This window comes from Qipengyuania flavescens (genome assembly GCF_029688735.1).
Lineage (GTDB): Bacteria > Pseudomonadota > Alphaproteobacteria > Sphingomonadales > Sphingomonadaceae > Qipengyuania.
Genome location: NZ_JARULD010000003.1, coordinates 1 through 22,132, shown reverse-complemented (window position 1 = coordinate 22,132; position 22,132 = coordinate 1). Strand labels below are relative to the sequence as shown.

General features: G+C 63.5%; 14 protein-coding genes and 1 pseudogene. 7 read left to right on the top strand and 8 right to left on the bottom strand.

The window, feature by feature from the left end; genetic code table 11:
- Positions 1-118: 118 nt before the first annotated feature.
- Entirely contained in the window at positions 119-4,447 is a 4,329-nt protein-coding gene (gene rpoC, locus P8R33_RS09915; RefSeq protein ID WP_278328852.1) for a DNA-directed RNA polymerase subunit beta', read from the bottom strand.
- A 63-nt stretch (positions 4,448-4,510) separates the two neighbouring features.
- A complete protein-coding gene (rpoB, locus tag P8R33_RS09910) occupies positions 4,511-8,695 on the bottom strand; it encodes a DNA-directed RNA polymerase subunit beta (protein ID WP_278328851.1) in 4,185 nt (1,394 codons plus the stop codon).
- Between the two features lie 359 nt (positions 8,696-9,054).
- Here rpoB and P8R33_RS09905 point away from each other — a divergent pair, with 359 nt between their 5' ends.
- From P8R33_RS09905 to P8R33_RS09875, 7 genes are all read left to right on the top strand, one after another.
- Complete coding sequence (locus P8R33_RS09905; RefSeq protein ID WP_278328850.1) at positions 9,055-9,567, top strand: DUF2975 domain-containing protein; 513 nt, start codon at positions 9,055-9,057, stop codon at positions 9,565-9,567.
- Positions 9,567-9,806: a helix-turn-helix domain-containing protein gene (locus P8R33_RS09900; protein WP_278328849.1), complete on the top strand. Its 240-nt coding sequence runs from the start codon at positions 9,567-9,569 to the stop codon at positions 9,804-9,806. Before P8R33_RS09905 ends, P8R33_RS09900 begins: the two co-directional genes overlap by 1 nt.
- Positions 9,803-10,534, top strand: coding sequence for a hypothetical protein (locus P8R33_RS09895; protein ID WP_278328848.1), 732 nt, complete (start codon positions 9,803-9,805; stop codon positions 10,532-10,534). Before P8R33_RS09900 ends, P8R33_RS09895 begins: the two co-directional genes overlap by 4 nt.
- 34 nt (positions 10,535-10,568) lie before the next feature.
- A complete protein-coding gene (locus tag P8R33_RS09890; RefSeq protein ID WP_278328847.1) occupies positions 10,569-10,829 on the top strand; it encodes a hypothetical protein in 261 nt (86 codons plus the stop codon).
- A gap of 325 nt (positions 10,830-11,154) precedes the next feature.
- Positions 11,155-11,670: a 50S ribosomal protein L10 gene (gene rplJ / locus P8R33_RS09885; protein WP_278328846.1), complete on the top strand. Its 516-nt coding sequence runs from the start codon at positions 11,155-11,157 to the stop codon at positions 11,668-11,670.
- Between the two features lie 81 nt (positions 11,671-11,751).
- Entirely contained in the window at positions 11,752-12,132 is a 381-nt protein-coding gene (rplL, locus tag P8R33_RS09880) for a 50S ribosomal protein L7/L12 (protein WP_278328845.1), read from the top strand.
- Positions 12,133-12,338: 206 nt separating this feature from the next.
- Entirely contained in the window at positions 12,339-13,307 is a 969-nt protein-coding gene (locus P8R33_RS09875; RefSeq protein ID WP_278328844.1) for a transglutaminase-like cysteine peptidase, read from the top strand.
- A 9-nt stretch (positions 13,308-13,316) separates the two neighbouring features.
- On the opposite strand, the gene P8R33_RS09870 is transcribed toward P8R33_RS09875, so the two are convergent.
- The 6 genes and pseudogenes from P8R33_RS09870 to P8R33_RS09845 all read right to left on the bottom strand — a co-directional run.
- The gene (locus P8R33_RS09870) at positions 13,317-14,585 is read right to left on the bottom strand and encodes an HlyD family type I secretion periplasmic adaptor subunit (RefSeq protein WP_278328843.1); all 1,269 of its coding nucleotides are present in this window, start codon (positions 14,583-14,585) and stop codon (positions 13,317-13,319) included.
- Positions 14,582-15,583: a cell wall hydrolase gene (locus tag P8R33_RS09865; RefSeq protein ID WP_278328842.1), complete on the bottom strand. Its 1,002-nt coding sequence runs from the start codon at positions 15,581-15,583 to the stop codon at positions 14,582-14,584. Before P8R33_RS09865 ends, P8R33_RS09870 begins: the two co-directional genes overlap by 4 nt.
- Entirely contained in the window at positions 15,580-17,730 is a 2,151-nt protein-coding gene (locus P8R33_RS09860; protein ID WP_278328841.1) for an ABC transporter transmembrane domain-containing protein, read from the bottom strand. The genes P8R33_RS09865 and P8R33_RS09860 overlap by 4 nt, the downstream gene beginning before the upstream one ends.
- Positions 17,731-17,749: 19 nt before the next feature.
- On the bottom strand, positions 17,750-19,174 hold the full coding sequence (locus P8R33_RS09855; protein WP_278328840.1) for a TolC family protein: 1,425 nt from the start codon (positions 19,172-19,174) through the stop codon (positions 17,750-17,752).
- 13 nt (positions 19,175-19,187) lie between these two features.
- Positions 19,188-19,889 carry an OmpA family protein gene (locus tag P8R33_RS09850; RefSeq protein WP_278328839.1) on the bottom strand — a complete coding sequence of 234 codons (702 nt, stop codon included), beginning with the start codon at positions 19,887-19,889 and terminating at the stop codon, positions 19,188-19,190.
- A 27-nt stretch (positions 19,890-19,916) separates the two neighbouring features.
- A pseudogene (locus P8R33_RS09845) lies at positions 19,917-22,132 on the bottom strand (hypothetical protein); the annotation flags it as partial.

Below are 22,132 nucleotides of genomic sequence, written 5' to 3'. Positions count from 1 at the left end.
GTTTTCCACCGATTCCAACAGCTTCTCCACACACGCGCGAAAAGGCCGTTTGCGGGAACGAAAAAGCCCCGCGGATCGCTCCGCGGGGCCCTCAAGATTTGGTGGATGACCGGTCGGCTTATTCGCCGTCCTTGGCATCCTCGTTCAGGTATTTGCCCGCATCGGCATCGGTGCCGTGGGTTTCGCCTTCCATGGTCGCCAGCGGATCGTCGCCGATCGCTGCTTCCGGCCCCTGCTCGAGTTCGGCTTCATGCTCTTCCTCGGCAGTGTTGGCGGCGATGATCGCTTCCTGTGCCTTCTTCCACTGGGCACGCAGGGCAGCATCGCGGCTGGAGGCGGTGATGCGCATGCGGTTCATGCCCGCGCCGGTACCGGCGGGGATGAGACGGCCCACGATCACGTTTTCCTTCAGACCGATCAGCGTGTCCTTCTTCCCTTCGACCGCCGCCTGCGTGAGCACGCGGGTGGTTTCCTGGAAGGACGCGGCCGAAATGAACGAGCGCGTCTGGAGCGAAGCCTTGGTGATGCCCAGCAGGATCGGCGTACCGGTTGCCGGCTGCTTGCTCTTGGTGAGCTTGCCATTTTCTTCGGCCAGTTCCTCGGCATCGACCTGTTCGCCCGGCAGCAGCACGGTATCGCCGCCATCGGTGATCTCGACCTTCTGCAGCATCTGGCGAACGATCACCTCGATGTGCTTGTCGTTGATCTTCACGCCCTGGAGTCGGTAGACTTCCTGGATCTCGTTGACGAGATATTCGGCCAGCGCCTCCACGCCCAGCACCTCGAGGATGTCGTGCGGGTTGGGCGAGCCGGAAATCAGGGTATCCCCCTTCTTCACGAAGTCGCCTTCCTGCACGTCGATCACCTTGGTCTTGGGGATCAGATACTCGACTGCATCGCCTTCCTCGGGAACGATCGCGATCTTGCGCTTGGCCTTGTACTCGCGAACGAATTCGATCTTGCCCGAAATCTTGGCGATGATCGAATTGTCCTTCGGCAGGCGGGCTTCGAACAGCTCGGCAACACGCGGCAGACCGCCGGTGATGTCGCGGGTCTTGGCCGCTTCGCGCGAGGCACGGGCGAGAATGTCGCCCGCTTCGACCTGCTGGTTGTCCTCGACCGAAAGCACGGTGCCCGGCGCCAGCATGTAACGCGCATGCTCGCTCTCGTCGCCCGCATCGTTGAACAGGGTCAGACGCGCGCGCAGATCCTCGTTCTTCTTGCGGCCCGAAGTCTTCACTTCGGTGACGACGCGCTGGGCGATGCCGGTGGCATCGTCGACGCGTTCTTCCATGGTCGTACCGTCGATCAGGTCCTGGTATTTCACCACGCCCGAGGTTTCGGTGATGATCGGCAGACTGAACGGATCCCATTCCGCCAGGCGATCGCCTTCCTTAACCTTCGCGCCATCCTTGTGCATCAGCACGGTACCGTACGGCACCTTGTGGATTTCGCGCTCGCGCCCTTCGGCGTCGATTACGGCCAGTTCGCCATTACGGGCGAGCGACAGGATACGGCCCTTCTTGTCGGTGATGGTCGGCATGTCGCGATAGACGACCTTGCCGTCCGACACGGCTTCGAGATGCGAAGTCTCGTTGAGCTGTGCGGCACCGCCGATGTGGAAGGTACGCATGGTCAGCTGCGTGCCGGGCTCACCGATCGACTGCGCGGCGATGACACCGACAGCCTCGCCGATGTTGACCGGCGTACCGCGAGCGAGGTCGCGGCCGTAGCAGGTGGCGCAGACGCCCTGGTTCGCTTCGCAGACCAGTGGCGAGCGGATCTTGGCGACCTGCACTTCGGCAGCCTCGATTTCCTTCACCATCGGCTCGTCGATCAGCGTACCGGCCTTGACGATCACTTCGTCGGTCGCGGCATTGACGATGTCTTCTGCCGTTGTGCGGCCGAGGATACGTTCGCCCAGCGACGCGATCACGCTACCGCCCTGCACGATGGCGCGCATTTCGAGCGCGTTCTCGGTCTTGCAGTTTTCCTCGACGATGACGCAGTCCTGCGACACGTCCACGAGACGGCGGGTCAGGTAACCCGAGTTCGCCGTCTTCAACGCCGTATCCGCGAGGCCCTTACGAGCGCCGTGGGTGGAGTTGAAGTATTCGAGGACGTTGAGGCCTTCCTTGAAGTTCGAGATGATCGGGTTTTCGATGATCTCGCCCGACGGCTTGGCCATCAGGCCGCGCATGCCGGCGAGCTGCTTCATCTGCGCCGGCGAACCGCGCGCACCGGAGTGGCTCATCATGAAGATCGAGTTGATCTCCGCCTGCACACCGTCCTTGCCGATCGGGCGGGCCTTGATCTTCTCCATCATGGCGTCGGCCACCTGGTCGCCGCAACGGCTCCAGGCGTCGATGACCTTGTTGTACTTTTCCTGCTGGGTGATCAGGCCGTCCTGGTACTGCTGCTCGTAGTCGGCAACCAGCGCCTTGGTTTCCTCGACCATGCCTTCCTTCTCTTCGGGGATGATCATGTCATCCTTGCCGAAGGAGATGCCGGCCTTGAACGCGTGGCGGAAGCCGAGCGACATGATGGCGTCGGCGAACAGCACCGTGTCCTTCTGGCCGGTGTGGCGATAGACCTCGTCGATCACGTCGGCGATGTCCTTCTTGGTCAGCAGGCGGTTGACGATGTCGAAGGGGACCTTGTGGTTCTTCGGCAGGCATTCACCGATGAGCATGCGCCCGGCGGTCGTTTCGAACCGCTTCATGGCGATATTGCCGTCCTCGTCGGCCTGCGGGACGCGGGCGAGGATCTTGGTGTGGAGCGAAACCTGCTTCGTTTCCAGCGCCTGGTGCACTTCCGCCATGTCCGAGAACATGGGCAGCTTTTCGACCTTCTCGCCCTTTTCGTTCTCGACGAATTCAGGCGTCTTCTCCTGCCGTTCCATCGACAGGTAATAGAGACCCAGCACCATGTCCTGCGAGGGTACGATGATCGGCTTGCCGTTGGCGGGCGAGAGGATGTTGTTGGTCGACATCATCAGGACGCGCGCTTCCAGCTGTGCCTCGAGGCTCAGCGGGACGTGGACGGCCATCTGGTCGCCGTCGAAGTCGGCGTTGAAGGCGGCGCAGACCAGTGGGTGAAGCTGGATCGCCTTGCCCTCGATCAGCACGGGCTCGAATGCCTGGATGCCGAGGCGGTGGAGCGTCGGCGCGCGGTTGAGAAGCACGGGGTGCTCGCGAATGACTTCGTCGAGAATGTCCCAGACTTCCTTGCGCTCCTTCTCGACCCACTTCTTGGCCTGCTTGAGGGTCATCGACAGACCCTTGGCGTCGAGGCGGGCGTAGATGAACGGCTTGAACAGCTCGAGCGCCATCTTCTTGGGCAGGCCGCACTGGTGCAGCTTGAGTTCCGGACCGGTCACGATGACCGAACGGCCGGAATAGTCGACGCGCTTGCCGAGCAGGTTCTGGCGGAAGCGGCCCTGCTTGCCTTTCAGCATGTCGGACAGCGATTTCAGCGGACGCTTGTTGGCGCCGGTGATCACGCGGCCGCGGCGACCGTTGTCGAACAATGCGTCGACGGCTTCCTGCAGCATGCGCTTCTCGTTCCGGACGATGATGTCCGGCGCGCGCAGCTCCATCAGGCGCTTCAGGCGGTTGTTACGGTTGATCACGCGGCGATAGAGGTCGTTCAGATCCGACGTCGCGAAGCGGCCGCCATCCAGCGGGACCAGCGGGCGCAATTCGGGCGGAATGACCGGGATCACTTCGAGGATCATCCATTCCGGACGGTTGCCCGATTCGATGAAGCTTTCCACGACCTTGAGGCGCTTGATGATCTTGGCGGGCTTGAGCTTCGACTTGGTGGTCGCGAGCTCTTCCAGCAGGTCTTCCTTTTCCTGCTCGAGGTCGAGATCCATCAGCATCATCTTGACCGCTTCGGCGCCGATGCTGGCCGAGAAGGCGTCTTCGCCATATTCGTCCTGCGCTTCGAGCAGCTCGTCCTCGGTGAGCAGCTGGAACTTCTCCAGCGGCGTCAGTCCGGGCTCGGTGACGATGTAGCTTTCGAAATAGAGCACGCGCTCGAGCTGCTTCAGCTGCATGTCGAGCAGCAGGCCGATGCGGCTCGGCAGCGACTTCAGGAACCAGATGTGCGCGACCGGGGCGGCCAGTTCGATGTGGCCCATGCGCTCGCGGCGGACCTTGGTCACGGTGACTTCAACGCCGCACTTCTCGCAGACGACGCCCTTGTACTTCATGCGCTTGTACTTGCCGCACAGGCATTCGTAGTCCTTCACAGGACCGAAGATGCGCGCGCAGAACAACCCGTCACGCTCGGGCTTGAACGTGCGATAGTTGATCGTTTCCGGCTTCTTGATTTCGCCGAAGGACCACGAGCGGATGCGCTCGGGGCTGGCGATGCCGATCTGGATCTCGTCGAAAGTCTCGGGCTTCGCGAGCTGGTTGGTGAATTTGGTCAGTTCGTTCATGACTTTTTCCCTAAACGGGTGAATTCAAATGGGCGGAAGAGCGGTTGGGAGCGCGTGGCTCCCCTATTCCGCCGCGATCGCGAAGGGGTCGTCGTCCTCGTCCTCGTCGCCATGCGACTTGAGTTCGACGTTGAGACCCAGGCTGCGCATTTCCTTCACGAGCACGTTGAAGCTTTCCGGAATGCCGGCCTCGAAGGTGTCGTCGCCCTTGACGATGGCTTCGTAGACCTTGGTGCGCCCGATCACGTCGTCCGACTTCACGGTGAGGATTTCCTGCAGCGTGTAAGCCGCACCGTAGGCCTGGAGCGCCCAGACCTCCATTTCCCCGAAGCGCTGGCCGCCGAACTGCGCCTTACCGCCCAGCGGCTGCTGGGTGACGAGGCTGTAGGGGCCGATCGAACGCGCGTGGATCTTGTCGTCGACGAGGTGGTGCAGCTTGAGCATGTATATGATGCCCACGGTGACCTTGCGATCGAAGGCATCGCCCGTGCGCCCGTCGTAGAGCACCGACTGGCCGGAGCTATGCAGGCCGGCCTTTTCCAGCTCGACCGTCACGTCGCCTTCGCGCGCACCGTCGAACACCGGCGTACCCATCGGGACACCTGCGCGAAGGTTGGTGGCGAGTTCGACGATTTCCTCGGTCGAGCGGCTGTCGATGGCGTCAATATATTGCTCGCCATAGACGTCTTTCAGCCGGTCGATCACGGCCTCGGGCGGCTTCGCCATGGCGTAATCTTCCGAAGCGTTCGGATTGGCCTTCTTCCACTCCTCGAGCTGCTCGCCGATCTGCATGCCCAGGTTGCGGGCTGCCATGCCGAGATGCGTTTCGAAGATCTGGCCGACGTTCATGCGCGATGGCACGCCCAGCGGGTTGAGCACGATGTCGACCGGGGTCCCGTCCTCCAGGAACGGCATGTCCTCGACCGGCAGGATGCGCGAGATCACACCCTTGTTACCGTGGCGGCCGGCCATCTTGTCGCCCGGCTGCAGCTTGCGCTTCACCGCGACGAAGACCTTGACCATCTTGAGTACGCCCGGGGCGAGTTCGTCGCCGCGTTCGAGCTTTTCCTTGCGGTCCTCGAACTTCTCTTCGATCGTCTTGACGGCTTCGTCGTATTGCGACTTGACCGCTTCGAGCTGCTGCTGGCGACCATCGTCGGCCACGGCGAACTTGAACCACTCGTGCTTGTCGACGCCCTCGAGAACTTCCTCGGTGACCTCGGTACCCTTCTTCACGCCCTTCGGCGCCGCCGAAGCGGTCTGGCCGAGCAGCATGTCGCGCAGGCGGTTGTAGGTCGCGCGGTTGAGGATGGCGCGTTCGTCGTTCGCATCCTTGCGGAGACGTTCGATTTCCTCGTTCTGGATGGCGCGCGTACGGTCGTCGATCTCGATACCGTGACGGTTGAAGACACGCACTTCGACGACGGTCCCGGCCACGCCCGGCGGCAGGCGGAGCGAGGTGTCGCGCACGTCGCTGGCCTTTTCGCCGAAGATGGCGCGCAGGAGCTTTTCTTCCGGCGTCATCGGGCTTTCGCCCTTGGGCGTGATCTTGCCGCAAAGAATATCGCCCGGATGCACTTCGGCGCCGATGTAGACGATGCCCGCCTCGTCGAGGTTGCGTAGCGCTTCTTCGCCGACGTTCGGAATGTCGCGGGTGATGTCCTCGGGCCCGAGCTTGGTGTCGCGGGCCATGACTTCGAACTCCTCGATGTGGATCGAGGTGAAGACGTCGTCCTTCACGATACGCTCGGAGATGAGGATACTGTCCTCGTAGTTGTAGCCGTTCCAGGGCATGAAGGCGACGAGGCTGTTGCGGCCCAGAGCCAGTTCGCCGAGATCGGTCGACGGGCCGTCGGCAATGACGTCGCCGGCCGAAACCGTTTCGCCCACCTTCACCAGCGGACGCTGGTTGATGCAGGTGTCCTGGTTCGAACGCTGGAATTTCTGCAGCGTGTAGATGTCCACGCCCGACTGGCCGGGTTCGACATCGCCGATCGCGCGGATCACGATACGGGTCGCGTCGACTTGGTCGACGATCCCGCCGCGGGTCGCGGTGATGGCCGCGCCGCTGTCGCGGGCCACGGTCTCTTCCATGCCGGTGCCGACCCAAGGCGCCTCCGCCTTCACGAGCGGCACGGCCTGGCGCTGCATGTTCGAGCCCATGAGCGCCCGGTTGGCGTCATCGTTTTCCAGGAACGGAATGAGCGATGCGGCAACCGAAACGAGCTGCTTGGGGCTGACGTCCATCAGCGTGATCTGGTCGTTCGGCGCCATCAGGTTGTCGCCGTCGTGGCGAGCCGAAACCAGCTCTTCCACGAAGCTGCCGTCGTCGGTCAGCTCGGCCGAAGCCTGGGCGACCGTGTGCTTCTGCTCTTCCATGGCCGAGAGGTAGATCACCTCGTCGGTCACCTTGCCGTCCACGACCTTGCGATACGGCGTCTCGATGAAGCCGTACTTGTTGACACGGGCGAAGGTGGAGAGCGAGTTGATCAGGCCGATGTTCGGGCCTTCCGGCGTTTCGATCGGGCAGATGCGGCCATAGTGCGTCGGATGAACGTCGCGCACTTCGAAGCCGGCACGCTCGCGGGTAAGGCCGCCCGGGCCGAGCGCCGAAACGCGGCGCTTGTGGGTGACTTCCGAGAGCGGGTTGGTCTGGTCCATGAACTGCGAGAGCTGGCTCGAGCCGAAGAACTCGCGCACCGCGGCCACGGCGGGCTTGGCGTTGATGAGGTCGTTCGGCATGACGGTGCTGACGTCGACCGAGCTCATGCGCTCCTTCACCGCGCGTTCCATGCGCAGCAGGCCGACGCGGTACTGGTTTTCCAGCAGCTCGCCGACCGAGCGGACGCGGCGGTTGCCGAGGTTGTCGATGTCGTCGACGTCGCCCTTGCCGTCCTTGAGGTCGACCAGTTCCTTGACGACCGCGAGGATGTCTTCCTTGCGCAGCGTGGTGACGGTGTCTTCGGCATCGAGGTCGAGGCGCATGTTGAGCTTGACGCGGCCGACGGCCGACAGGTCGTAACGCTCGCCATCGAAGAACAGGCCTTCGAACAGCGCTTCGGCGGTTTCCTTGGTCGGCGGTTCGCCGGGGCGCATGACCTTGTAGATCGCTTCGAGGCCCTCGTCGCGATTCTCGGCCTTGTCGACCTTCAGCGTGTTGCGGATCCACGGGCCGGTGGTGACGTGGTCGATGTCGAGCAGGTCGACCGCATCGACACCCGCAGCGTCCAGCGCTTCGAGGTTTTCGGCGGCGACTTCGTCACCAGCCTCGATATAGATGCGGCCGGTCTTCTCGTCGATCATGTCGCGCGCGGCATAACGGCCGAAGATTTCCTCGGTCGGCAGCAGCAGCGTTTCGAGACCGTCCTTGGCGGCCTTGTTGGCGGCACGCGGGCTGATCTTCTGGCCGGCGGGGAAGACTTCCTCGCCCGTCTTGGCATCGACCAGCGGGAAGGCCGGCTTCTGCCCGCGCCAGTTTTCGGCGACGAAGGGGATTTCCCACCCTTCCTTGGCACGCTTCCAGCTGACGATGTCGTAGAAGTGGTGGAGGATGTCTTCGCTATCGAGACCCAGCGCATAGAGCAGCGCGGTGACCGGCAGCTTGCGCTTGCGGTCGATACGCACGTTCACGATGTCCTTGGCGTCGAATTCGAAATCGAGCCAGCTGCCGCGATAGGGAATGATGCGGGCCGCGAACAGCAGCTTGCCCGAGCTGTGCGTCTTGCCACGATCGTGGTCGAACAGGACGCCCGGCGAACGGTGCATCTGCGACACGATCACGCGCTCGGTACCGTTGACGATGAAGGTGCCGTTGCCCGTCATCAGGGGCATGTCGCCCATGTAGACGTCCTGCTCCTTGATATCGAGGACCGAGCGGGTTTCGGTTTCCTGGTCGACTTCGAACACGATCAGGCGCAGCGTGACCTTCATCGGCGCGGCATAGGTGATCCCGCGCTGGCGGCATTCGACGATGTCGTACTTCGGCGGTTCGAGTTCGTAATGGACGAAGTCGAGTTCGGCGGTGCCGGCGAAGTCGCGCAGCGGGAAGACCGAACGCAGGGTCTTTTCCAGCCCCGACACATGGCCCGCTTCCTTGTCGGAGCGCAGGAACTGTTCGTAGCTCTCGCGCTGAACCTCGATCAGGTTCGGCATGTCGACGACTTCGTGGATGTCGCCGAAGATCTTGCGGATACGCCGTTTCGCGGTGCCCGACGATGTGTTGCGGGGTGCCTTCGCCTTGGTAGCCATAAAGGTGCTGTGCCTCGTATCAGTGCTGCATCGGCCCGGGAGTGCGAGCCGGAAGTTCATGTCCCATGCGCGTGAGAGCCATACGGGACGCGAAAAGGCCGCAGGACATGCACGCCCGGTCGGGCGGCGGCTGCAGCTCTTCTAGAACGTCGCGATATGGAAACGCCGCTTCCATCCTGGTTCCGATCCCCGCGCATGAATCGGACTCGCTCGAAGCGGTCGGTCGAGAGGGCATATAGGGAGCCACCGGCGTAGGGTCAAGCGGCGGACGCTCCGACAGACATATCGTTTTTCGATATTATCGATTGACGATAAGCCGGAGTCCCCTCATATCGAAAATCGATAAGGGAGACGCGCTCATGTTCGGAACCACCATCTGGCTTTTACGCATCGCAAATTGGCTCAACTGGATCGGGGCCGTGCTTTTCGCATTGCTCCTTGCCGCCCTGCTGCTTGCGAACGAGCACTTCTATCCAGCGATTACGCAGGCCTTCGAAGTTCAGGGGCAGCAGGCGGTCGAGGCCGTATGGACATGGCTGGTGTCGGCTTGCGCTTTGGTCGTGCCTATGGCGGTCTGTATCCATCTCATCTTCACCCGGCTCATCGCCCTGCTCCGGGACGCGGCCGAAGGTCGGGCGTTCAGCGAGATAAATGCGAAGCGCCTGATGACCGTCGGCTGGGCGCTGCTGGTCGTGAACATACTCGACCTCGTATTCGGCCAGATTTCGATCTGGGCGAGCGAAGCCAGCGGCGAGTATTTCGGCTGGACTTTCTCGCTTACAGGTTGGTTCGCCGTGCTGCTGCTGTTCTTGTTGGCCCGTGTCTTCCGCGAGGGCGCGGCGATGCGCGAAGATCTGGAGGGCACCGTCTGATGCCCGCCGAAGACACGCACGCCATCGCGGTCCGGCTCGACGAGCTGCTGCAGGATCGCGGCATGACGCTGACCGAACTGTCCGAGCGCATCGGACTGACGCTCGCCAACCTATCCATCCTCAAGACCGGCAAGGCGAAGGCGATCCGCTTCTCGACGTTGGAGGCGATTTGCCGCGAACTGCAGTGCCAGCCGGGCGATCTTCTGACTTACGACGAATCCAAGGGGGACAAACGATGAGAAACTTCCTGACCGCCTTTCGCGATGTGCATCGCAGCAGCCTCGCCTTCGCTGCCGCCCTGCCGCTTGTCTTCGCAATCCCGCTGGTTGCCGAATTCGTCCAGCACGTGATCGAGATGCAGATCGGCATGTACGACGGCGTGGAAGGAGCCAAGGCCGCGGAGAACGATCCGGCGCGCATGTGGTTCGGCTTCGCGAAGGTCGCGGCGTTGAACGTCGTCGGCTATTTCGTCATCCGCTGGCTGCATTCGGGTGGGGACCGGGCTTTCGCTCTCGCCTTCCCGCGCAAGGCGGTCACGCTCTTCGGCCTCGTGCTGGCGCTGAGCCTGTTCCTTGCCTGGCTTTCGCTCTTCGTCTGGACCGACGGCTACATGGGGATTGGGTTCTTCGTCTTTTCCCTGATCTTCATGCCGCTGATCGTGCGGTTCGTGGTGGCGGCACCGCTTGGCATTCTCGTCACGCCGCTGGAATCGATCAAGGTCATGGCAAGCGACGCACTGTTCGCGATCGCCTTCTCGATTGTCGCGATCCTGCCACTCATGGCGATACACTACGCCTTGGGCATCGGCGCGATATTCGTCGAGGGCGACGCGCTGAAGTGGACGCTGCTGGTCGTCGACAGTTTCGTCACCGCACTGCTCGGTATCGTCATGGTCGCGGCGCAGTACACCATCGCCACCCGGCCTTCGCCGATCGAAGGCGCTGCAGCGGGAACATCGGCCAGTTGAGGCCATTTCCACTGCAGACCCACGGAGACAGATCATGAAAACATCCGCCCTTCTCGCCACCCTCCCCCTAACCATCGCGCTGGCCGCCTGCGGAGAAGCACCCGACGGGGGAGACACAGCAGACCTCGCGCCCGATGCCGTGACGGCAGGAACCGGCGAGACGACCGACGACACGTATCAGCCGGGCGAGGACGGCCCTTTGCAGAACGACGTCGTGCCCGCCGACGAAACCATGGAGCCGATGGACGAGCCCCCCGTCATGGACGAGGACATGGGCACCCCTCCCGCGGAATAATCGAGAGCCCGGCGAAACGCGCTTTCGCTTGACTCGCTGCCAGAAAAGCTTAGAGGCCCGCCCCCGAAGGCGGGTCTCTTTGTATTCGCCCTCATCCGTCCGAGACAGTTGGTGACCGGGATTGGCCGGTCTTAATTTCCAGCCTAGACGGGGAAAAGAGATTTTCCGGTGGGCCATGCGCTCGCCGTTTCGCGTCAGGAACTCCAAGCAGTCCGGCGCACTCCTTCCCCCATCAACGGACTCGCCCGTGTCGCTCCGGTGGCATGGACAAACGTAGCCGGTCGCTGCGGGTTCGCCCGTTGCGGCCATAGTGAAGGAGTATGGCATGGATCGTTCGCAAAAAGCCGACGCGGTCGCCCAGCTCAGCGATGTCTTCAACCAGGCTGGCGTGGTCGTCGTGACCCGCAACCTGGGCCTTACGGTCGCCCAGTCGACCGAACTGCGTACGAAGATGCGTGAAGCCGGTGCGTCCTACCAGGTCGCGAAGAACCGTCTCGCCAAGCTCGCCCTGAAGGACACCGACTATGCGGGAATCGAAGAATTCCTGAGCGGTCCGACCGCCCTCGGTTATTCCGAGGATCCGGTTGCTGCGGCGAAAGCCGTGGTGGAGTTCGCCAAGACCACCGACAAGATCGAAATCGTCGGCGGTTCGATGGGCGCAACGAAGCTCGACGAAGCTGGGGTCAAGGCACTCGCCTCGATGCCGAGCCTCGACGAACTGCGTGGCAAGATCGTGGGTCTCGTCAACGCCCCGGCAACGAAAATTGCCCAGGTCGTCAACGCACCCGCAGCCAAGCTCGCCCGCGTTTTCGGTGCCTATGGCGCCAAGGAAGCCGCGTAAGAGCTGGTTCTTGAGACGAACACATATTCATCGGGGTCGATCCGATCGGACGCCCCGGCCTATTATTTGGAGTGAAACATCATGGCCGATATCGCCAAGCTTGTTGAAGAACTGTCGAAACTGACCGTCATGGAAGCTGCCGAGCTCGCTACGGCGCTCGAAGAAGAGTGGGGCGTCAGCGCCGCCGCTGCTGTTGCCGTTGCCGGCCCCGCCGCTGGCGGTGGTGACGGTGGTGCCGCAGCCGAAGAAAAGGACGAATTCGACGTCGTCCTGACCGGCGACGGTGGCAAGAAGATCCAGGTCATCAAGGAAGTCCGCGCCATCACCGGCCTGGGCCTGACCGAAGCCAAGGCTCTTGTCGAAGGCGCGCCCAAGCCGCTCAAGGAAGGCGTCAACAAGGCTGAAGCCGAAGAAATCAAGGGCAAGATCGAAGCAGCCGGCGGTACCGTCGAGCTCAAGTAAGCTTCTTTCTTACTTTCGAAATCGAGGAAGGGCGGTGCCAGCGATGGCGCCGCCCTTTTTCGTTTCGCATGCCACCCGGGCGTTGGCCGCATGTGATTTCCCTACAATACGGTCCCGGCGAGCCGGGCAGCAGCTCCCTCGAGGCAAACGCCCGTTAACCAAGACCGGAAACCGTAGATTGACGATGGCGACCTAATCCATGCTGCATGGAAAAGCGCCTCACCTTTCCGAACCGCAAGGTCATTGCCACGCTCGGCCTCGGGCTCTCGGCTTGGATGACTGCCGCTCCGGCGGCGGCACAGGTTTACGCACCTGTGATCCTTCCCGCCCTGAGCTCGGCCTTGTCGACGGGCGTGTGTCCGGTTGCAGCATCCGCGTCGCTCGCAACGCCTCGGCCGAGCGGTTCAGGGGTCTCGAAGGCATCCGCGATTCTCGGCGGTGCATCCAGCGCGCTTGAAACGATCCGCGCGCGGCAGGATGGATTCGAAACGATGGGCCCTTTGATGCCGGGGGCGGGAACGGCCGAACCGCCGGTCGAAACGATGTCCACCACGGCAGCCCTGGCCCTTCCCCCCATGGCAGAATGCGCTTCTAGCCCAGGGACGGCGCTCGCCAGACTGGCGCAGCTTTCTTCACCCATTGCCGGCACAAGCTTGCCGGGACCGAACGACTTCCTCGCCAGCCGCCGGGTGCCGATCGCAACGACCAATTTCGACGCCTCGTGGGACCGGGTGAACCGCGAACGCGGTTCCGTGGGTCGCTCGGCGCGCCAGTTGCTCGGACAGTCCGAGGGACTCGAAGACAAACTCGCTATCGTCAACCGCTGGGTCAACCAGCGGATCACCTACAGGGAAGATAGCGACCTGTTCGGGCAGGCCGACTATTGGGCCGGACCGCGCAAGACCCTGCGGATGGGCCAGGGCGATTGCGAAGATTACGCTCTTTTGAAGATGCACATGCTCGCTGCGGCCGGTGTACCGCGTGAGGACATGTTCCTGACCATCACGCGGGATCTCGTGCGCCGGGCCGATCATGCAGTGCTGATCGTGCGTACACCGGACGGATTCCGCATGCTCGACAATGCAAGCGACCCCGTTCTCGACGCCAGTTCCGCCAACGACTATCGGCCGGTGTTGAGCTTCAGCGGCCGCAAGAGCTGGCTGCACGGCTATTGATCGCCGGCATCACCGTTCGGTCATCGCCCGGTCCAGGGCCTTGTTTACCGGCTTGAACAGGTAGGTCAGGATGCTGTGGCGTCCGGTAATGATCTCCACGTCACAGATCATGCCCGGCACGATCGGCAGGCGCTGGCCATTCTTGACGATGAACGAGCGATCGGTTTCGATCACCACGGTATAGTAAGCTTCGCGTTCCGCCTCGTCGTAGATGCTATCGGCCGAAACCTGCTGCACCTTGCCGCGCAGCCCGCCGTAGATCGAGAAATCATAGGCGGTGACCTTTACGTTTGCGCGATCGCCGACCTTGATGAAGGCCCGGTCGCTCGGAGCGATGCGCGCTTCGACCAGCAGCTTGTCGCCAACCGGCACGACCTGCATGATCTTCTCGCCCGCATTCACGAACCCGCCCACCGTGGTAATCTGGACGTCGTTCACGATCCCGTCGGCTGGTGCGCGTAGTTCGTTGCGCTGCTGGCGCGCTGCGGCGCCGCGGATCGATTCCTCATTGACCGCGAGGCGCGTGGTGACTTCGCTACGTTCGGCAAGCGCCTGCTGGCGAAAATCGAGCCGTGCCTGGCTGAGATCCGCTTGCGCCTGCCGGATCGCGGCCGAGGACCGGCCCACGGCCTGCCGGGCCGCAGCCAGCCGGCCCTGGGTGTCGACGAGATCCCGCTGCGCCTGGATCAATTCGGTTTGCGGGACGATATTCTTCTGCGCCAGCGGCTCCAGCATCTGCACCTGTTCGCGCGCGAGCCGTACGCTGTTTTCGAGGGCCGACGCCGTCGCCTGCGCTTCCTGCAAGTCGCGGCGGCGCTGTTCGATCGCCGAGCCGAGTGCGCTTTCGCGCGCCCTGGCGGTCGCAGTGCGCACCTGTTGCAACCGTCGTTCTTCTGCGCACAGGCTGCCCGCCTCGCACCCGGCCGCCCCGCCCGATGCTTCGTTCTCCAGCCGCTGGGCCCGCGCAGCAAGCCTGCGGTTTTCCTCTTCGAGCTCGCCCAGTGCGGAAGCCGACTGGGTATCGTCGAGGCGGACGAGGAGGTCGCCTTTGCTGACCGATTGCCCTCCACGTACGAGAATCTCGGAGATGACGGCCGGTTCGGCCGGCTGGACAAGCTGCGCCTTGCTCGACGGGATAACCTTGCCGGTGCCGCGGGTGATCTGTTCGACCTGGGCGAAGGCCGACCATGAGAAGAGCAGCAGGATCCCGACGGCGGCAATCGCGATCAGGCGCTGCGGCGCATCTAGGCCCGCGAAGCGTTGCCGCAGCCCGCTCATTCTCCGCCTCCCGCAACCATCGGCTCGACGGAATTGCCTGCCTGCCCTGCAAGAGTGGCGCGATAACCCGCGCTGGCGGAAACGGGATCGGGAATGCTCAGCGTCCAGCCTGTCGTCGTATCGAGCCGCCCGCCCACATCCGAAGCCGCGTGCCGATCGGTTACATCGGGCACAACGGTGGTGCCGGGGACCAGATCATGCGCGATCTCTGCGCCCGCTTCTTCCTCGCTCGCGAAGCGGTCTCGCAGCCGGGCGAAATTCACCATGGGTATCGCCTCGCGGCCCGACCAGGCGCGGTTGAATGCCATTGCCGAGCCCGCCCTGCCGGGGAAACGGTAGAATATGTGCCGGCCGATCTGACGGATCTTGCCGAGCGTGAACGCCCAGCGCGGCACGACGTAATCGGCATGATAATGCGTTGCGGTGCCGACTTCGGGAGCCCTGCCGCCATCGAGCATCTCCCGGGCGATCCGTTTGGCCGATGCCCAGTGGCTCGCCATCGGTTGGCGCAGCAACGACCCGTCGCAGGTGAAGCTGAACTGGCAGACCGGGCGCGACACCCCTTCGTAGACCACGCCGCAAACACTGTTCGGATAGGCCGGGTGCGCCACGCGATTGAGAACGACCTGCGCCACGGCACGCTGCCCCGAAACCGGTTCCAGCGCCGCTTCGTAATAGATCGCCTGCGCGAGGCATTTCTCGGCCGTTGCGAGACTGCCCGCAGACATGTCCCGGCGCGATATGTGGCCGGGTTGCTCGAGCCGCAATCTGGCCAGCGGGATCGCCGCGTTGCGGGCCTCCGCGCTCTCGGCCGAGACGCTGAGCGGCTGGTCCTCGCCGGTCGACATCTGGGCGATATCGCCGACGTCCGGCACTTTCGCCAACTCCATGGCCTGCGCTTTTTGCGGCAGGGGTGCGATCGAAGGCGCTGCCGCCAGCAGGCATCCGGCGACCACGGTCAGAATGCCGCCGATGCGTGCGATCGGGACGGAGGTCACGCCGGGTCCCCTTTCGCCAATTCGGACCCTGCCTGCTTCAAGACGTCCTGTACCGGACCGTCCGCAACGATCCTGCCGGCATCTAGCACGATGAGCCGGTCGCAGATGGAAAACAGGGCTGGCCGGTGGGTCGCGATGATCAGCGTCTGTTCCGGTGCCAGCGCCTTGCCGAGCCGCTCTACCAGTAGCTTTTCCGTGTGGCTGTCCATCGCACCGGTGGGTTCGTCGAGGAACAGGACCTCGGCATCGGTGACGAGGGCGCGGGTCAGCGCCATGAAAGCGCGCTGGCCTCCCGAAAGCATGCGGCCATCCTCGCCGACGGGGCGGTCGAAGCCGCCCGCGTCGCGAGACAGGAACATGTCGGCGCCGGTCTTGCGCATCGCCTCGATCAACCGCTCGTCGGCTATGCCGTGATCGGAGATGGCCAGATTGTCCTTGATCGATCCGGTGAACAGCACGGCGTCCTGGCCGACGAAGCGCAAGGCCTGCCTCAGCAATTCGGGCCGGAACTGCCGGGCGTCGATGCCATTCAGCAGCAGGGCACCGTCGCTTGGCGGGTATAGCCCGCAGATCACCCTGCCCAGCGTCGACTTGCCCGAAGCGACCCGCCCCACGATGGCGACCTTCTCTCCGGGCGTGATCGTCAGATCGATCCCCGAAAGAGCGGACTGTGCCGTGCCTTCGTAGGCGAACGAGAGGTCTTCCAGCCGGATCGTCGGCTTTTCCAGAGCTCCCAGCGCCAGGCTACTGCCCTGCTTGCGCTCGTCCCCCCCTTCAAAAAGCTTTTCAATACTGTCGAGCGCTTCCTGCGCCTGGCGGCCACGGGTCAGCAGGTAGGCAATCTGGCCTGCGGGCGCGAGCGAGCGGGACGAAAGCATTACGATGGCGATGATCGCGCCCATCGTGATGTCGCCATTGGCGAACAGGTAATAACCGCCGACGATCAGCGATACGGTCGAAACCTGCTGGAAGGTCTGGGCCAGGCCGACCGCCAGCGAATTGATATCGCGCAGGCGCTGCTGGGAATGGCTGCCGATGTCTGCCAGCTTGTGCCAGCGCGACAGCATCGTCCCCTCGCCCGAAACGCTTTTCAACGTCTCCATGCCGGCGAGCGATTCCACCAGCATCGTCTGCTGGAGACCGTAATCCGCCTGCGCGTCCCGCGCCGCGTCGACCACCTTGCGCTGAAGCACGTAACCCACCCCCAGCATCGCGAGGATGATCGTCAGCGGGACCAGCGCGAGCCAGCCGCCGATTATGGCGATCACACCGACGAATACGAACAGGAACAGCACGTCGATGACCATGACCAGCGTGGTCGAGGCGAAAAAGTCCCTGACGATTGCGAATTCGGAGACGCGCGCGGCGAGCGATCCGGTGTGCCCTTTTCGCTCTTGCAGCGGGGAAGCGAGCAAGCGGCCGAAGATCTTTTGCGACAGTTTGAGATCGAGGCGACGAGCAGTCTGGTCGACGACTGCTGTCCGGGCCCGGCGCAGGAAGAATTCGAGCCCGAAGGCCAGAACCACGCCGACGGCCAGAACCCAGAGCGTTTCGGCCGCGCGGTTCGGAATCACGCGATCATAGACGTTCATGGTGAAGATTGGCAGCGCGATGGCTAGCAGGTTGATCAGGAACGATGCGAGGAAAACCGGGCCGAAAGACCGCCGCTCTTTGCGCATTTCGGTCCAGAACCAGTGGCCGCGCGCCTTGGCATGCCAGGGCGCCTCGCTCTCGCGCATTTCGTCCGGATCGCCGAAAACCCGATAGAGCGTCCCGGCATAGCCCTTGGCAAGCCGCGCATGGGCCTCCCACTGTTCCAGCCCGGTCCCGGGTCGCCAGACGAGGATCTCGCCATCGCGCGCATCGAGCAGGAGCGCGGCGTCTCCTTCGGCGAACTTCGCAATGGCGGGGTAGTTGGCGGCCCCGACCGGGAGCCTTCGCGGATTGGCGGGATCGAAGTTCAGGCGCGCAAGATCGAGCGCCGCCCCGGCCTGGTGCCAGGGAAGAAAGCCGCGCTCGTTCTTGGGGATTTGAACGAGCAGCGTGGTGTCGAAAGAGGGGCCGAAGCGGCGCGCGGCTTCCGCGATACACTCGCTAAGCGAGTCTATCTCGACGCCTGCCTCAATTTCCACCTCTTTGGACATCATCTATCGTCCCGCTCCACCCTCAGCCCGGTTCGACCCGGCGCTGCAATTCCGCAGGAACCGGAGGCCCGAAGTCGAAGCGTTCGCGCTCCGCCGCCCCGGCGCCGGCACCCGGCGCGATCTGCAACGCGTCGAGGAAGTTATTGGTAGCAGCAAGGGTCTGATACTGCGCAAACAATTGCGAGAAGCGTGCCGTTTCGAGACGCACCTGCGTGTTGTAGCGCGTGTTCTGTGCATCGAGCACATCGAGCAACGATCGCCTGCCGACATTGAACTGGCTTCTGTATGACAGGAGCAAATCGTCACTGACCTGGCTCTGGCGATCGAGAGCCTGAACCACCCGGCCCTGCGTTTCCAGCGCCTGCCAGGCGAGGCGAACGTCTTCCTCGGCCTGCCGCTGGCGATCGTGCAAGGCGTAGCGCGCCACGCTGGCCTGACGGATCGTCTCCTGCGCGCGGGCGTATTTGATGCCGCCATCGAAAATATTCCAGCGCATCACGACGCGCCCCTGGATATCGTTGGTCTCGCCGGCAAAACCGTCGATGTCCTCGCCCACGCGCCCTCTGACTTCGAGGCCGACGGTCGGCCAGTAGTCGCCCTCAGCCGACTTCACGAGCGCGTTGGCGGCATCGACGTCCGCCTGCGCTTCGCGAACCAGCGGGTTGCGCAGGCGCGCCTGCCCGACCGCCGTTTCGAGGCCGGGCGGCATCGCCGATGCGAGATTGGGCGGCATGGTTGCGCCTGTCACGTCGAGGCCGGTCAAGCGACGCAGGGTGATAAAGGCGTTCTGCAAACCCTGCAGCGCCTCTTCCTGCTGCACGAGCGACGCTTGCAGCCGTTCTTCGGCCTGCTGGCGATCCGCGATGCTGATCGATCCCTGCTCCACCCCCTGGCCGAGATCGGCCACGAGGCTGCGATGAAAGGCGGCGTTGTCCTGCGATACAGCGGCAACGCGCTGCTGCAGCAAGACGTCGAGATACTGCCGCGCGACTTGCAGTGCGACGAATTCCGAACGCTCGACAACGCGCAGCGATGCACCGTCGACCCGTGCGGCCTGCCGTAGCAATTCACCGCGCCGCCGACCGAAGTCGAGCACGGTCCACTCGCCGGTAATCCCCGCTTCCAGGGGATAGAGCTCGTCGGAAGCGATACCGAGGGTGCGGCGGGTGTTGTTCTCCAGTCGTCGCACTCCGGCAGAGGCCTCGATATCGACCCGCGGGTAGTACAGACCCTGCGCCTGTTCGCGTTCGAACTCGATCGCCTCCTTGTTGAACTGCGCCTGCAGGATTTCCGGGTTGGACTGCATCGCGACGGAGATCGCTTCCTGCATCGTGACGGCCTGGGTGTCGCCAGGCACTGCTTCCACCGCGGCGGTCTGGGCCATCGCTGCGGGCGCCACACCGCCGAGCAGAGCTGCGCCGATGGCTATAAGGGTTGGCTTACGCATGATTTCCCTCCTCCTATTGGTTGACCAGGATTTCGACGCGCCGGTTCTGTAGTTCGCGCACGCCATCGTCCGTCGGCACGCGCGGGTTTTCCTCGCCGCGCGCCGTAGTGTCGATCGATCCGGTCGCGATCCCGCGCGAGCCCAGGAGGCTGGCGACGGCATCCGCACGCCGCTGGGACAGGTCCATATTGTAGGCGTTGCTGCCCGATCGATCGGCATGGCCGACCACGTTGAAAGTGCGCCAGCTGCAAGCCGCCGCATTCTGGGCGACATAGTCTGCAATCTGGCTTGCCTCCGTCCCGGGTACGGCGGAATCGAATTCGAAGAAAATCAGGCCGGGCAGTTCGGTGTTGCAGGCTTCGGCAGGAGGGGGAGGCGGCGGCGGCGGGGCCATCGCCCGCGTCGTCTGGGTCATGCGGGCATAGGCATCGCGGCATTTGCCGAGCGATACGGAATCCCGAGTGCGCGACTTGAGATAGCCGAGCGCGATACCGCACTGGACTTTGGCTTCGGATGCCCAGATGAACCGCGGGTCATTCGCTTCGACCACTGCAGCGTCATCGGTAAGCGCCAGAGCCGCATCGTAGCGCTGCTGCGTCTCGCCGCGCAGCGACGAGATGTCCCTGTCCTGCCAATTGTCCTGGGCTGCTACGGGCGACGCTGCCAGCGCCAGCATGGCACCGGTGCCCACCACCATGATTTTTGTTCTTGTCATTGTTTCCCCCTGTTGCTTCCGGGATGGTCAGACGTCGGTCGGCGTATTCACCTGGATTTCGGCATCCGGCAGCACGGCCTGGCGTGCCAGCCCCCCGACATCGAATTCGACCTGCATCGCCAGCAGGCCCGGCAGATCGTCGAAGCCTGCGGGCCCGGCGCTCTCGAGCGTCGTGATGTCCTCGGCAAAATGCTCGACCAGGCGATCGATCTCGGCCTCTGCCGCAATGTCCGCGATGGCTGGATGACTGTCGCTCGCGGCTCCACTTGCCGGAGCTTCGGCAGATGTCTCGGCCATTGCCAACAAGGCTTCCATACCCGTCGTGTAATCGCCCAGAGGGATCGCGCTGGCAGCCGTCCCGGCCACCTCGATGCCCGTGTCGTCGTAATGGAAAGCTTGTTCAGCGCCTCGCAGCGCGCTCCCCGCAACTGCCACAGATGGCGCGCCGGAAAGGTCCTGCGCAGACAGCGTGGCGGCGTCGGGAACGACTGGCGCGAATTCCAGGTTCATGCCGGTGCCCAAGCTTGCGGCAGGTGCGAACGTTGCCGGCGCGGTCTCGAACGCGACCGGTGAGGCGACCGGCTGCAGGCCGATAGCTTCGAACCGGGAATCGCCGGTCGGCAATGCGATATGCGCATCGTACTCGAACAACTGGTGGTTCATTGCGAGACCGGCTGCGGCAGCCGCCATGGCACCCACACCTGCCTGACGGGCCATGCCGTGATGCGGCATTGCCAGAGAAAGCGACGCTCCGAACAGCGACGCCCCGGGCATCGCCTCGTCGATATTGGCAGCCAGCAATTGCGCGGCCGCACCATCGAATTCGGTCAAGGTCTGCGCGCTGCTTGGCACACCGCTCACCGTAGGTGTGGTCGCGGTAATCGTGAGATCCGCCGTGCCGGACACGTCCCCGTCGAAATCCACCACCTCGACCGGCACGTCCCAGGTCACCGGGTCGGTCGTGATCGAAGACCCGCCAAACCCGCCGATCTGGAACGGTTCTCCACCGACGTGCTCGTATTCGACGCTGTTGAAGCCATCGTCGGTGAACACGGCGATCTGCGTGCCGACCTGCGAATTCCCGGGATCGCCCTCGACATTGTCGACCGTCACGGATCCATCGGCGTTGAACGTCACCACGAAATCGCGGTTGTTGACGGTATAGGTGCCGCTGGTCGTGATTAGGTTCTCGCCGCCCGGCCCCTGATAGCCGACGCCGCGATAGACTATGGAAACGCCCGTAATGGTATCCATCGCTCCGTCACCGACATCGTTCTCGGCGCGCAACGTATTCGGCGGATCGGTCGGCGACAGGCCGTCGTCGTCATCGAATGCGGAAATCCTGACGCTGGAGCCGCTCGTGCTCTTCAGCAGGGCGAAGGCGCCGTTGACCGTGTAGTGATGGTCGAAGTCGAAGTCGCGGTTCGCAGGGCGATCGTAATCGCCCGGACCGTCGGCCGGATTCCCGGTCAGGTCCACCACGAAGTCCACTCTGAAGGTCTCTGTTGCTCCGACTGCCGAACCCTGGCCCGGACCCCCGCCGACGCCGCCGGCGAAATCGTTGGAATTGATCGTACCATCGTCGAGGCCGTTGACCTGGGGGGTCAGCAGCAGGTCGAGACTGTCGTTGTCGATATCGGTAGTTTCATCCTCGTTATTTGGGACGAAGCCGGCCCAGCTCGAATTGCCTCCGACGAAATTGTTCGTCAGCGGGTTGAATGTGATGTCGCTGGTCGAATCGATCGTTCCGTCCATGTCGACGCGATAGGTTGCCGTTGCCGGGTCGAGCGTGATTTCGAAAATCACCGTGCCGTCGGCAACGCCCTGTAGCGTGTGGTCGTCGACGCGATTGTAGATGATCGGCTGGAAGCTCGATGTCAGGCCGCTGTCGGTCCCGTCGATGCTGTCGGGGAACCGGACGGTTCCCGGTCCATCCGCACCATAATTGTCGGCCAGCGTACCATCCAGATCGAGCAGGAACGGCCCGCTGATCGGCGCGGGGCCATTCGTCACGCCCGCCGGACCGCCCGTGACCGCCACCGGACTGTCGTCGTCGACCGTCACGGTCAGCGATCCGGTTGCGGTGACGCTGTCGCCATCGGCGTCGGTGCCTGTTACCAGGCCGCCGAAGTCGATTGCGATGTCGTCCTCGGTGCCGGCTACGTCGTGGTCGAGCACGCCTTCCAGCGTAAACTGCCATGCGCCCGCCGTGCTCAGCGTGAGCGTGAACACCGGGGCCCCGC